General features: G+C 42.9%; 9 protein-coding genes. 3 read left to right on the top strand and 6 right to left on the bottom strand.

What is annotated here, in order from left to right; all coding sequences use genetic code 11:
* Position 1 precedes the first annotated feature (1 nt).
* Both ACRZ9O_RS04765 and ACRZ9O_RS04770 read right to left on the bottom strand, forming a co-directional pair.
* Complete coding sequence (locus ACRZ9O_RS04765) at positions 2-1,471, bottom strand: phytoene desaturase family protein (RefSeq protein ID WP_459456867.1); 1,470 nt, start codon at positions 1,469-1,471, stop codon at positions 2-4.
* 133 nt (positions 1,472-1,604) lie between these two features.
* Positions 1,605-2,108 (bottom strand): RNA polymerase sigma factor, encoded by a 504-nt coding sequence (locus ACRZ9O_RS04770; protein ID WP_459457042.1) that lies wholly within the window; start codon positions 2,106-2,108, stop codon positions 1,605-1,607.
* A 204-nt stretch (positions 2,109-2,312) separates the two neighbouring features.
* Here ACRZ9O_RS04770 and ACRZ9O_RS04775 point away from each other — a divergent pair, with 204 nt between their 5' ends.
* Positions 2,313-4,631: a TonB-dependent receptor gene (locus ACRZ9O_RS04775; protein ID WP_459456869.1), complete on the top strand. Its 2,319-nt coding sequence runs from the start codon at positions 2,313-2,315 to the stop codon at positions 4,629-4,631.
* Here the strand turns inward: ACRZ9O_RS04775 and ACRZ9O_RS04780 are convergent.
* From ACRZ9O_RS04780 to ileS, 4 genes are read right to left on the bottom strand one after another with little or no spacing between them, the layout of a single operon-like run.
* Positions 4,628-6,034: a murein hydrolase activator EnvC family protein gene (locus ACRZ9O_RS04780; protein ID WP_459456871.1), complete on the bottom strand. Its 1,407-nt coding sequence runs from the start codon at positions 6,032-6,034 to the stop codon at positions 4,628-4,630. The two genes, ACRZ9O_RS04775 and ACRZ9O_RS04780, sit on opposite strands and share 4 nt — an antisense overlap.
* Complete coding sequence (locus tag ACRZ9O_RS04785; protein ID WP_459456873.1) at positions 6,031-6,846, bottom strand: DUF4292 domain-containing protein; 816 nt, start codon at positions 6,844-6,846, stop codon at positions 6,031-6,033. Before ACRZ9O_RS04785 ends, ACRZ9O_RS04780 begins: the two co-directional genes overlap by 4 nt.
* 28 nt (positions 6,847-6,874) lie before the next feature.
* On the bottom strand, positions 6,875-7,933 hold the full coding sequence (locus tag ACRZ9O_RS04790) for a tetratricopeptide repeat protein (RefSeq protein ID WP_459456875.1): 1,059 nt from the start codon (positions 7,931-7,933) through the stop codon (positions 6,875-6,877).
* Positions 7,934-7,937: 4 nt separating this feature from the next.
* Positions 7,938-11,324, bottom strand: coding sequence for an isoleucine--tRNA ligase (gene ileS / locus ACRZ9O_RS04795; protein ID WP_459456877.1), 3,387 nt, complete (start codon positions 11,322-11,324; stop codon positions 7,938-7,940).
* Between the two features lie 113 nt (positions 11,325-11,437).
* Between ileS and ACRZ9O_RS04800 the strand changes: the two genes are divergently transcribed.
* Both ACRZ9O_RS04800 and ACRZ9O_RS04805 read left to right on the top strand, forming a co-directional pair.
* Complete coding sequence (locus ACRZ9O_RS04800; RefSeq protein ID WP_459456879.1) at positions 11,438-11,974, top strand: 5-formyltetrahydrofolate cyclo-ligase; 537 nt, start codon at positions 11,438-11,440, stop codon at positions 11,972-11,974.
* A gap of 60 nt (positions 11,975-12,034) precedes the next feature.
* A complete protein-coding gene (locus tag ACRZ9O_RS04805) occupies positions 12,035-12,517 on the top strand; it encodes a hypothetical protein (RefSeq protein WP_459456881.1) in 483 nt (160 codons plus the stop codon).
* Positions 12,518-12,520: the final 3 nt, after the last annotated feature.

Below are 12,520 nucleotides of genomic sequence, written 5' to 3' on the forward strand. Positions count from 1 at the left end.
ATTATCCTTTTAATTCTTTATCAACTTCAGTCGCTACCACAATCCCCGAAATCAAGGATGGAGGTACACCCGGGCCTGGAACCGTTAATTGTCCAGTGTAATACATATTATCCAAGTGCTTATTTTTCAATGTAGGTTTCAAAATCGCCGTCTGCATCAGCGTATTGGCTAATCCATAAGCATTCCCCTTGTAAGCATGGTAATCAGACTTAAAATCTCGGTGAGCATACGAACGCTTGTACACAATGGAATCGCGAATGGAAACACCACAATGCGCCTCTAAACGATCCATTAATTGCTCAAAATACTTCTCTCTTCCCTCTTCTGTATCTTCCAAATCAGGTGCAACTGGTATCAATAAAAAGACATTTTCACATCCCTCTGGCGCGACAGACGGATCTGTAACCGAAGGCGCTGAAGCATAAAAAAGTGGATCAGATGGCCAAGAAGGATCCGTATAAATTTCGTGCGAATGCACGGTAAAATCACGGTCAAAAAATAAATTGTGGTGCTTTAGATTAGGCAAGCGTTTCGAGATTCCGAGGTAAAAAAGTAGCGATGAAGGCGCCATAACGCGCTTATCCCAATAAGCTTCATCATAATTACGTAAGCCATCTCCTAGCAACTCTTCCACGTGGTGGTAATCTGCACCTGCCACGAAAGCATCTGCCACAATTAAGCCTTGTGCCGTTTTAACTCCATAAACTTTACCGTTCTTGATCTCAAAGCCTTGTACTTCCGCATTATAGCTAATCTTTACTCCCTTCTCTTCTGCCAATGCCACCATCCCTTTCACGATGTGGTGCATACCTCCCATGGGATACCAAGTACCTAATTTGATTTCAGCGTAATTCATCAGCGAATACATCGCAGGCGTATTTTCAGAAATCGCGCCCAAGAATAGGATGGGGAATTCCATCAATTTCAATAAGGTAGGCGATGTAAAGAATTTGCGAATATGCTTATAGAATGACGTGAACACATCGATTCGTAAAGCATCCACTAGTAATTTTAAGCTTAAAAATTCGGTGATTTTTCTAGAAGGTTTCCAAACAAAATTCTGAATTCCTACTTTGTATTTATAGGCCGCTTGCTCCATGAAGGAATCTAACTGAGCCCCAGCACCCGCTTCGTAGGATTCAAAAAGTTTTTTCAAATCAGCGTAATTTGCTGGCAAATCGATAGTTTCAGTTTCGGATAAAATCACCGAATAAGAGGGATCCAAGCGAACTAAATCGTAATAATCAGAGGGCTTTTTACCAAAACGACCAAAATACGTCTCAAAAATATCCGGCATCCAGTACCAGGATGGACCCATATCAAACGTGAAACCATTAGATTGAAAAACACGGGCGCGACCACCTGCATGATCATTTTTCTCCAAAATTTGGACATCATATCCTTTCGTGGCTAATTCTGTTGCAGCTGAAAGTCCAGAAAAACCTGCTCCTATGACGACTACTTTTTTCATAATTTCTTCTAATTTAACAAATATACCGATTCTTCTTTTGGCCCAATGCCTAAAAAGAAAAAGCCAGATAAAATCTGACTTTTTAACTTCCTTCTGTTAACCAAAAAACTAATCAAAACCTATTAACTAACCATTAAGCATACATGTGGAGATAGTTTTTTAAATCCCTTCTCGCCATAAAAATTCTATTTTTAACCGTACCGATAGGCAGGTCTAATTCTTCCGCAATCTCATGGTATTTAAACCCTTCAAAATACAACATAAAGGGCACGCGGTACATAGAATCAATTTTTGCTAAGGCAGATTGAATATCTTCACTGATGAAAGAATTCACCGCATTGTTTTCTTGCAGCGACTCCATCGAATTAATATAATGCAGATTATCAGTTGTATCGATGAACGTATTGCGGCGCACCATGCGTTGGTATTGCGTGATGAAGGTGTTCTTCATGATCGTGAATAACCAAGCTTTCAGGTTAGTACCATCTTGGTATTTGTCACGATTTGTGAAAGCCTTTACTAAAGTATCTTGCACTAGGTCGTTTGCATCATCTCCATCCTTCGTCAAACGAAGCGCGAAAGGGCGTAAAAACTTTGAAAAAGTGCCTATTTGGTAAGTAAACTCAAGAGCTGTCATATTGATCATCTGTTTTGTTCAACAAATTTATAAAAAGATTAAACAAAACAAATAATTTGTTTAAAAAAATTTAAAAAAGATTAAACAAAATTTTTATAGCCTTGATTAGGGCATTCATCGACTGAGGAAGGGGGTTAATCGTTTAGGTCAAAGAAGATTCGGTTAAAAGGTGGATTTAACCTATCTTTAAACCCTATTTGTCTTATGAAATACCTTTTAATTCTTCTCGCATTCCTTCCTTTCAATGACTTCGCGCAAACGAATTGCCGCTGTACATTAAAGGGTGTAGTCGCTTCAAAGGAGAATAAAGAAAAAGTCCCAGGGGCGTATGTTTATATCAAAGGAACAAATAAAGCGACCATATCAGATGCAAAAGGAGCTTTCGTCATCAAGGACCTTTGTCCTGGTAAATACACCATCATTTGCCAGATGGCGAGTTTCGATCCTATAGAAACCACCATTAACCTAGAGGATGAACATCAAGAAGACTTTCTTTTGTCTACGCATGATGAGCATTTACAAGAGGTTCTTGTCCAAGGTCATAAACATGAAATTACGTCTCAATTAAAGTCAGAATTAACTGCTGAAGAACGCTCGCAACGGGATGGCCTTTCGTTAGGCGAAATGCTGAAGGGCTTACCTGGGGTACAAAGTTTGCAAACGGGAAGTACGGTTTCTAAGCCCATTATCCATGGATTGCATTCAACTAGAGTTGTTGTTTTAAATCAAGGCGTCAGACAAGAAGGCCAAAACTGGGGTAGCGAACATGCGCCTGAAATCGACCCCTTCGTCTCTAAAAGAATCCAAGTGATTAAAGGTCCTGCGGGCTTGCGCTACGGTGGGGATGCCATTGGCGGAATTATTCTCCTGGAACCTAACGCGCTACCTGACACAGCTGGAATTAAAGGTAACCTAGAAAGCATTTATTTCACTAATGGCAGACAAGGGGTGATTTCAGGCATGCTAGAAGGTGGTTTGCCTCGGTTGAAGGGATGGGGTTGGCGCTTGCAAGGGACTTTTAAAGAGGCTGGTAATATTCAAACAGCTGATTATTATTTAAGTAATACAGGAATCAAAGAGGAGAATTTTTCAGGTGCCCTCGGTTATTCCGCTAAAAGAGGGGGAGCCGAGTTCTTTTTCAGCCGTTTCCACAGTGTAATCGGTATTTACGAGGGATCTCACATTGGGAATATTTCCGACTTAGAACGCTCAATCGCCTTAAAAAGACCCTTAGCTGCCTTTACTCCAACTGATTTTATACGAGGCATTAATCGCCCTAATCAAGATGTTTGGCATGATTTAGCTAAATTAAAAGGGCATTATTCTCTTCCAAACAATAGTAGTTTTATCGCCACCCTAGCAACCCAATCCGATGAAAGATGGGAGCTTGATGTCTTGAGAGCGGGTAAGAATATTAATACCCTACGTTTCAATTTAAATACATGGAGCGGTGAATTACTCTTCGATGAAACCAACACCGCGAAAAAATGGAAAGCAAAAGCGGGGATTACCTTCTTGGATCAAACGAATTTAACCTCAGGAAAAAGTGTGCTAAGCCCTAACTTAACCACTAGTTTACTGCCCAACTTTAGCTTACAAAACAAGGGCGTTTTTGTGATGGAAAGGCGAGTGACCGAAAAATGGGAGTTTGAATCGGGCCTCCGCTATGATTGGAGGGTCATCGAAACTTACCGACCGCAAACTAATTTTTCGTCTACCATTCTTCGAGAAATGCAAACCTTCCAAGGGCTATCGGGCAGCTTAGGATTGACGCATCATTGGAATAACAGAACAGAATCGCAACTTACCCTTTCGCGCGCTTTCCGCGCTCCGGGAGGAAATGAACTTTACTCGAATGGGGTCCACCATGGGGCAGGCGCCTTCGAGGTAGGGGATCCTACATTAGCGGGGGAGACAGCCTATAACGTAAGTTTGAGCACAAATTATAAGCAAGAAAATTGGGAAATAGAGTTGGGTTTGTACACGAACCACATCCAAAATTTTATTTACCTGAAACCAGAAGTGGTGGATGGAATTGCCCGTTACGCAACAACTGTTCGGGGTGTGTTCCCTATTTTTAGCTACCAACAAGTAGATGCGCGTTTTCAAGGAATTGATTTTCAGACATCCTACACCGTGAATGCGCATTGGTCCATTCAACAAAAAACGAGCCTAGTTCGCGCCTTTGATACACGCAATACGACCTACTTAGTAGGTATTCCGGCGGATCGATTTGACTATACCGTACGTTATGGATTTAATAAGAATAACGCCTATTTGAGCGGGGGTGTTACCCAAGTTTCTACTCAAACCCGGGTGGCGGCTGGCACAGACTATTCTGAACCACCGGCTGGCTATTTCTTGGTTAACCTGAACGGAGGGGTAAATGTGGGAAAAGTGGAAATAGGGCTTCGAGTTACTAATGCGCTAAATACAGCTTACCGAGATTACCTCAACCGTTTCCGGTATTACGCGGATGATCAAGGACGCAATATCAGCTTAAAAGTGGGCTACAAATTTTAGCGGCGAAGCCAGGATTCAGGGTTTTGGCGTACCGTATTTTTCCAAACCTGGAAGTTAATCTCTGCCGTCCCATCATCATCTGAAGCAACAGAACCGATTCTTTGACCTGTTCTCACGCGCGTTCCCACACTAACTGAAACATTAGCAAGCTTGCTATAAACGGTAAAATAATCACCGTGCTGAATCGCCACTACCATATTGATGCCTGGTATATTCACAACGGATTGCACCACTCCATCATAAACGGAGTGTACAGGCGAACCAGGAGAAGTTTGAATATCTATCCCATTATTATTGATCATCACTCCCTTTAAAAGTGGATGTTTGTGCACCCCAAAGTGATCCGAAATAAAACCAGACGGAACTGGGAACGGCATACGACCTCGTAAAGCAGCGAAGGAACTTGCAAGTTTCGCCTCGTCGGCGTTCATATAATAGGTGTTGTTTTCGATCTTCTTCTCTTCCGCGGGTGCTGGCTCAGCTTTCGGCTTCTTCACTTCTGCAACAGTCGCTTTTTTCTCTTCTTTAGGTGCGTCTTTCTTTTCAGATTTAGTATCTGATTTTGTCTCAGCCGCAATCTTCGTCGCCTCCCCCTTCTTTATTTCTGGTAAGGCAGGTTTTACTACCTCTGCTTTCTTCACCTGACGTGCTTGACGAAGCTTGCGCTCCCTTTCAATACTTTTTTGGATCTCTCGCTGCACGATTCCCGCAATTAAATTATCCAATTTGCGAACGGCTAATTTTTTACGCTCTAGTTCCGTCTTTAACTTTTTTTCTTGCTGTGTTAAAACCGTAACTACCTTATCTTCTTTAGTCTTTAATACCTCTAACTTCTTCTTCTCCCCCTCCTTCTCTACGAGCACTTTTTTCTCCTCCTGCTTTTTATAAACCACTTTCTGCTCTTTAGTCATTAAATCCTGACGGGTTTTAAAGATCAAATCTGCTTGCTTTTTGCGATTGGATGAATAATGACGTAGGTAATCAAAACGGCGAACAAACTGCCCAATATCATTGGAGAGTAACAGAAAGCTCATCTTATTATAGACAGACGACGTTTTTTGGGCCTCATAGATCATCAAGGCATACTGCTTTTTTAAACGCTCTAATTTTGCCTTTAACACATCGCCCTCATTTCGTAATTTTTGTGCCTCCTCTGCTAGAATTTGTTGATTTTGCTCCAGGACAGTGATCTGTTTTTTCTGCACACCGATCTGCTCTTTCAAGACGTTAAGCTTACCTAAGGACGCTTTTTTCTTCTTCGAAGTTCTAGAGATAATCGTATTAAGTTCCTTAATTTTAGATAAATTATCTTTCTTCTGCTGTTCTAAAGCAGCTTTCTTGTCAGTCTGCGCGAAAGATGAGCTGGATAATAGGAACGTAAATAATAGTAAAAGGTATTTCAAGGCTTTAATAGTTTGGCTGGTACTTTAAAAGGGAATTCCAAAGGGGTATCTAACAACTCCACTTTAGAATATTTAATTGTAATTAAGGTCTGATTCACCTGATTTTCTTTGTTCTTTACATCTAAGGTGATTGAACTAGAGAAGGGGAAAATTGCAGAATTCAAATTCGCAAAATCCTCATAATCTAAGGTCATTTTGTTGGATGATGGAAGATCACTCACAGACAATTTCTTTAATTTCCGATTAGGCCCTACCCAGTTATTAACCTCTACGTGACCCTCTTGCTGTTTCACTAAGAAATTTTCATTCTCGCGAACCACGCGTCGGGTATTATTTTTCTTGTAGGGTTGGTTTCCTACAATCATATTTTGAATCAAATCATAGTTGACCTTAAATCCTAAACTCGTACTTAAACTATCGTAGGTTAGATTCGTGTATTCGTTATTAATCTTATGGTAAAATTGAACGCGTTCTTTCGTAAATAAAACGGCTGCACCAGAGATCATCGAAACGGAAATATTTGCCCAGATAATGCTATCCTTCTTCATCCGGATATCCACGATATAGGTATCTGAATTATCTTTCGTCTTCCAAACCACCTTTGATTTTGCTTTCAAATAGTTGAAAGTCAAATCATCAGAAGCTGATTGTTGATCTACGCTTTCGATAGGAGCAGCTGGGGCTGGAACCGCGGCTGGAATGGTATCTACCCGAATGCTGTCAGCCTTAGGAGTCTGAATCGTAGCCACTGTAAGCTTAGGAGCGCAGGCGCCTAAAAGAAACAGCAGTACAAGACTAAACAGAATCCGCATAAGGAGGAGTTTTGGAAACAAAAATAGCTCAATTTTCGGGAATTTGACGCAATCGAATCTTTTTATCTACAGTTTCACGAGCTGGATCTACCCGTAAAGCTTCTTTCCACGCCTCGATCGCTTTATCTACAAATTTCAAACGAAAAAGTACATCTCCGTAGTGTTCCCACAACGTGGCCGATACATTTTCTTTGTCTTTTAAAGCAGCTTCCATTGCAATGCGCGCTTCCGGATAGCGTTTAAGTTCATACAACACCCAAGCACGGGTATCTAAATAGGTTCCGTTGTTCGGATGGTCTTTGACCAGCCGCGCAGATAATGAATCTGCTAACGCTAACTTTTCCTTTCTGATGGATAAGAAATAGCTGTAATTATTCAGTACATGATCGTCTTTTGGATTAGCCGCTAATGCTTTTTCGAAGGCCGCATCTGAAGCGGAATTATTTCCTAAAGCTTGGTAAGCATCTCCTAAAATCGGATACACCCAGGGAGCCATTCGAGGGTAATTGTCTAAAGCCTCTAAGGCGTGTTCGACCACGGCCTCTTTTCGATTTAATTCCCAGTCTAGTTGTATGATGCGCACCCAAAGTTCTTCTTGAACAGGACCTAAATCAGCCGCTTTCAAATAATAGGCATTTTTATCAGCCGTTTCTTTCGCCTCATCTCCTTTTGATAAAAAGACGAATTGCTTCACCCGGATCATATCAGGTTCCGCATCGAAGCGATGATCATCGTAGGAAAGCAATTTTTCGAAGCATTCCAACGCCTTTTTGTATTCTTTGTTCGCTAAAAGTAAGTCTCCATATAAAAGACCATAATCGAACGAATAGGGCGATAATAGGTGCGCCTTCTCTGCATTTGTACGAGCTGAAGTGAGTTGTTTGTCGGACAGATAGCTTTTGGCCAAATAATAAAAGACCGCCGGTTCCTGCGTCTGCACTTTAGCGAGTTTCTCGAAAACCAAAATAGCTTCGCCAAAATCCTCCTTCATATACGCCCGCATCCCGTCCACCATCAGCTCTTCGGATTGCGCAGAAACACGAAAAAACCCACACAGCAAGAATAGTAAGCAGGTGAGTTTTTTCATCATTTTAGGCTACCGTGACATTCACGAACAGATTAGATTCCTCAAAAGTAAGTTCCGTTGAGGCTGATTCCACCCACTCCAAACTCAAGGCTTGCACCTCCTGCGAGATATAGGCTTTGAATTCGTTCAAGCTGGCCGTCCATTCTTCGTCCGAACGCTGCACTTGGATATTTATTTTGTCTGTCACATCGAAACCAGAATCTTTACGCAAGTTTTGGATACGATTCACGAATTCTCTTGCGTTCCCCTCGCGAACTAATTCCGGCGTTAAAGTATTGTCTAACGCAATCGTCAATCCACCCTCGCTGGCCGTCAAATAACCCGGCATATCTTCTGTCAAGATTTCAATGTCCGCTAATGCGATCTCAAATCCTTGAATCTTAGCAGATCCAGCTGACTCGATCGAGGCTAAATCCTCCGATGACATTCCCGTGATGGCCTCCGCGACCACTTTCATATCTTTCCCGAATTTTGGTCCTAAAGCCTTGAAATTAGGTTTCACTTTCTTATTCAATACCCCAGACGCGTCATTTAAATAATTGACTTGCTTCACGTTCACCTCTGATTTGATCAGGTCTTCCACGCGACGGATTTGGTCTCTTACGGACTCTTGCAATACCGGCACTAATACTTGCGCTAAAGGCTGACGCACTTTCAGGCGGTGTACCTTGCGAATCGAGTGAACCAGCGAACAAATACCTTGAGCTAATTCCATCGACGTTTCTAATGCCGGGTTTTGTAGGCTCGGATTTACCTTCGCGAAATGCGTCAAGTGAACCGATTCTTTGCCCGTCAAATTCTTGTACAACCATTCTCCGTAGAACGGCGCGATAGGCGACATTAATTGCGCCACCGTCTCTAAACAGTGGTATAAAGTCTCGTAAGCCGCTTGTTTATCCACGTTGATCGCCTGATTCGCCGTTTCCGGATTCCAGAAGCGACGGCGTGACAAACGAACATACCAGTTTGACAAGTGATCACAAACGAAATCTTGGATCGCGCGACCTGCCTTCGTAGGCTCATAGGTCTCGAAAGCCTCATCCACCTCCGCGATCAAATTCATTAATTTAGAGAGAATCCAACGGTCTAATTCCGTTAAATCCTCCTCTTTAATTCCTGCTGGAACGAATCCATCGAGATTAGCATAAAGAGCAAAGAAATTATAGGTATTCGTCAGTGTGCCAAAGAACTTGTTGCGCACCTCCGTAATCCCAGCTAAATCAAACTTTAAATTATCCCAAGGCTGCGCATTCGTAATCATATACCAACGCGTCGGATCTGCTCCGTAGGCTTTCAAGGTCTCGAATGGATCGATGGCGTTGCCTAGGCGTTTGGACATCTTGTTTCCGTTTTTGTCCAAAACCAATCCCGTCGAAACGACATTCTTGAACGCCACAGAATCTTCCACCATGCTCGAAATCGCGTGCAGCGTAAAGAACCAACCACGCGTTTGATCCACCCCTTCTGAGATGAAATCCGCTGGATAACTCTGCTTAAATACATCTTGATTTTCGAATGGATAATGCCACTGCGCAAACGGCATCGCACCTGAATCGAACCAAACGTCGATCAAATCCAATTCCCTCGTTAACACATTTCCTGTCGCTGAAAGCAAGAATACCTCATCCACAAATGGACGGTGCAAATCTGCTTCTCCAGCGGCTAAGGCCTTTAAAAAAGCTGCGTTTCCTTTTGTCTGAACGTCCGTCAGAGTCCCAGAAGCCTGCGCCTTCTCGATCTCCGTTTTCAATTGCTCTAACGAACCGATACAGATTTCCTCTGCACCATCTTCCGTCCGCCAAATAGGCAACGGCGTTCCCCAATAGCGAGAACGAGACAAATTCCAGTCCACTAAATTCTCTAACCAGTTCCCGAAACGACCCGTTCCAGTCGACTCCGGTTTCCACTGAATCGTCTTGTTTAAGGCGATTAATTTATCTTTTACTGCCGTCGTCTTGATGAACCAAGAATCCAATGGATAATACAAGACCGGCTTATCCGTTCTCCAGCAGTGTGGATACGGGTGATCAAATTTCTGTACGTTAAACGCTTTATTTTCGGTCTTTAATTGAATCGCAATACGCTCATCCACTGACAAATACTTGTCGCGGCCTTGCTTCACGCGCTCTGCCTCTTTCTCTTCGTCCGTTAAATAAGCTTCTTTTACGGGTTCCAAAGCGTAATCCGTGACCTGCGCCACAAAACGACCCTGGCGATTCACCAATGGCACTTCTTTGCCGTTTTCGTCGGTAATTAAAAGCGCTGGAATGTTGTTTTGGGCAGCCACTCTAAAGTCATCTGCTCCAAAAGTTGGTGCCGTGTGCACCATACCCGTTCCGTCTTCTGTTGTCACAAAGTCCCCTAAAATCACGCGGAACGCAGGCGCCGATGGCTGCACATAGGGCATTAATTGTTCGTATTCTACTCCCTCTAATTCAGATCCTTTGCAAGTCGCAACGATCTCAAATGGAATCGCTTGTGGCTTTTTCTCTGCCGCTTCGTACGCTGCAAAGTCGCCGTTTTCAGCGGCTGCTTGGAAGTAGTTTTTGACTAAGTCTTTGGCCAAAACCACATTAACCGGCACGTAGGTGTACGGATTAAAGGTCTTCACCAATACATATGCAATATTCTTTCCAGCCGTCAAAGCGGTGTTCGAAGGCAAAGTCCATGGCGTAGTCGTCCAAGCCAATAAATAGACTGGCGTATCGCCTGACGCCTTAAATAAAAACTCGGATTTCGCGTTCTTGATCGCCTTAAATTGCGCCGTCAAGGACGTATCCTTCACATCGCGGTAGCAACCAGGTTGATTCAATTCGTGGGACGAAAGACCCGTTCCTGCCGCTGGCGAATACGGTTGAATCGTATAACCTTTGTATAATAAACCTTGATCGTATAAACGCTTCAATAAGTTCCAAACGCTCTCAATATAGTTCGCTTGGTAGGTCACATAGGGGTTTTCAAGATCCACCCAGTAACCCATTTTCTCCGTCAAACTATTCCATTGATCGGTGAATTTCATCACCGTCTCGCGGCACTTTTTGTTATATTCTTCGACCGAAATCGTCTTGCCAATATCTTCTTTCGTAATACCTAATTCTTTCTCTACCTGTAATTCCACCGGCAAACCGTGTGTGTCCCAGCCCCCTTTACGCTTTACCTGCTTTCCTTTTAGGGTTTGGTAGCGGCAGAAAATATCCTTAATCGCCCGCGCCATCACGTGGTGAATACCCGGCGTTCCGTTCGCAGAAGGAGGTCCTTCAAAAAACGTAAACGTAGGCTGTCCCTCTCTGGTAGAGATCGACTTTTCAAAGATGTTATTCGCGTTCCAGAAATCTAGAATTTCATCTGCCAAAGCGGCGTAATCTAAATTTTTGTATTCCTTAAAGCTCACAGACGTGTGGGGTTAAAATGAAAAAATTGGCAAAATTGAGGCAAAAATACAAAATTATACGGAACATCTCACGTGAAGATTTGTATTCCGAACGCAATTAACTAGGTTTGAATATGAAGAAGGCCGAGATTCGAAAAATAGTGTTGGCGCAGCGCACAGAACTTACAGAAAAAGAATTCCGTGAGCGCTCCCAGCGCGTCATCGAAACCTTGACTTATTTATTAACAACCGGCAAAACCATCGCCAGCTTCAAAGCCATCCCCCACCGGAATGAGATTAGTTTAGATTCGCTAAAAGGAAATTTCGCTTTTCCGCGCGTCATTTCGGCCGCAACTGGCACGATGGAAATGGTACTGGCGGCAGAATTCGCTATCTCAGATTGGGGCATTCCTGAACCGGTGGACGGCACCGTTGTCAAACCGACCGATTTCGATATTGTCCTTTTGCCCTTAGTGGCATTTGATCTAAATGGCAACCGAGTAGGCTACGGCAAAGGCTTTTATGATCGCTACCTTTTGAATTGCAGGCCAGATTGCCTTAAAATAGGCATCAGCCTTTCCGATCCTGTGGACCTGATTGAAGACGTTGAAAGTCATGATATCCCGCTAGATATCGCCATTTGCCCGGCGAAAATGTACGATTTTCGCTAATTTTCCTTTCGATTCCCCATTTTAAGCCCTAATTTTGTGGGCTAAAATCCCAGCTTTACTTTGAAAATCAGGAGCTTACTTTTCTTTTTACTAATCGCCACAGGCAGCGCTATGGCGCAGGAGAAGAAATTAATTCCCATTGAAGAGGTGCAAGGGGTTTGGACGAGGAGATTTATGTATGACAGGCAGTTGATTGATCATCCTTTGGCCTTACAAATACCCTTAATGGAGGCCAGAGACCCAGAAGTCAACGTCGAATTCTTAAAATTCAAACGTCAACGTAAACTTTCTGGCTGGTTAGCCGGTTTCTCTACTGTGTTCGCTTTTTCTACTTATTTGAGTAAAGGAAGCATATCAGAGGGCTTTTACTGGTCAGCGGTGGGCGGCGTGGCGTTAGCAAACGTCTACATCGGAACCGTGAGTAATAGACACTTCAACAAAGCGTTAAAACGATATAATGAATTAAGTAAGGCTCAAATGGGCCTAAAATTAAGCTCTTCGGGGCAAACAGGAGTATCAGTAGGAATCACATATCCATTATAAAAT

The organism is Aquirufa sp. HETE-40SA (assembly GCF_054558635.1).

Coding starts and splice junctions, on each gene's coding strand:
- ACRZ9O_RS04765 (WP_459456867.1), bottom strand. CDS start 1,471: ATGAAAAAAGTAGTCGTCATAGGAGCAGGTTTTTCTGGACTTTCAGCT.
- ACRZ9O_RS04770 (WP_459457042.1), bottom strand. CDS start 2,108: ATGACAGCTCTTGAGTTTACTTACCAAATAGGCACTTTTTCAAAGTTT.
- ACRZ9O_RS04775 (WP_459456869.1), top strand. CDS start 2,313: ATGAAATACCTTTTAATTCTTCTCGCATTCCTTCCTTTCAATGACTTC.
- ACRZ9O_RS04785 (WP_459456873.1), bottom strand. CDS start 6,846: ATGCGGATTCTGTTTAGTCTTGTACTGCTGTTTCTTTTAGGCGCCTGC.
- ACRZ9O_RS04790 (WP_459456875.1), bottom strand. CDS start 7,933: ATGAAAAAACTCACCTGCTTACTATTCTTGCTGTGTGGGTTTTTTCGT.
- ACRZ9O_RS04800 (WP_459456879.1), top strand. CDS start 11,438: ATGAAGAAGGCCGAGATTCGAAAAATAGTGTTGGCGCAGCGCACAGAA.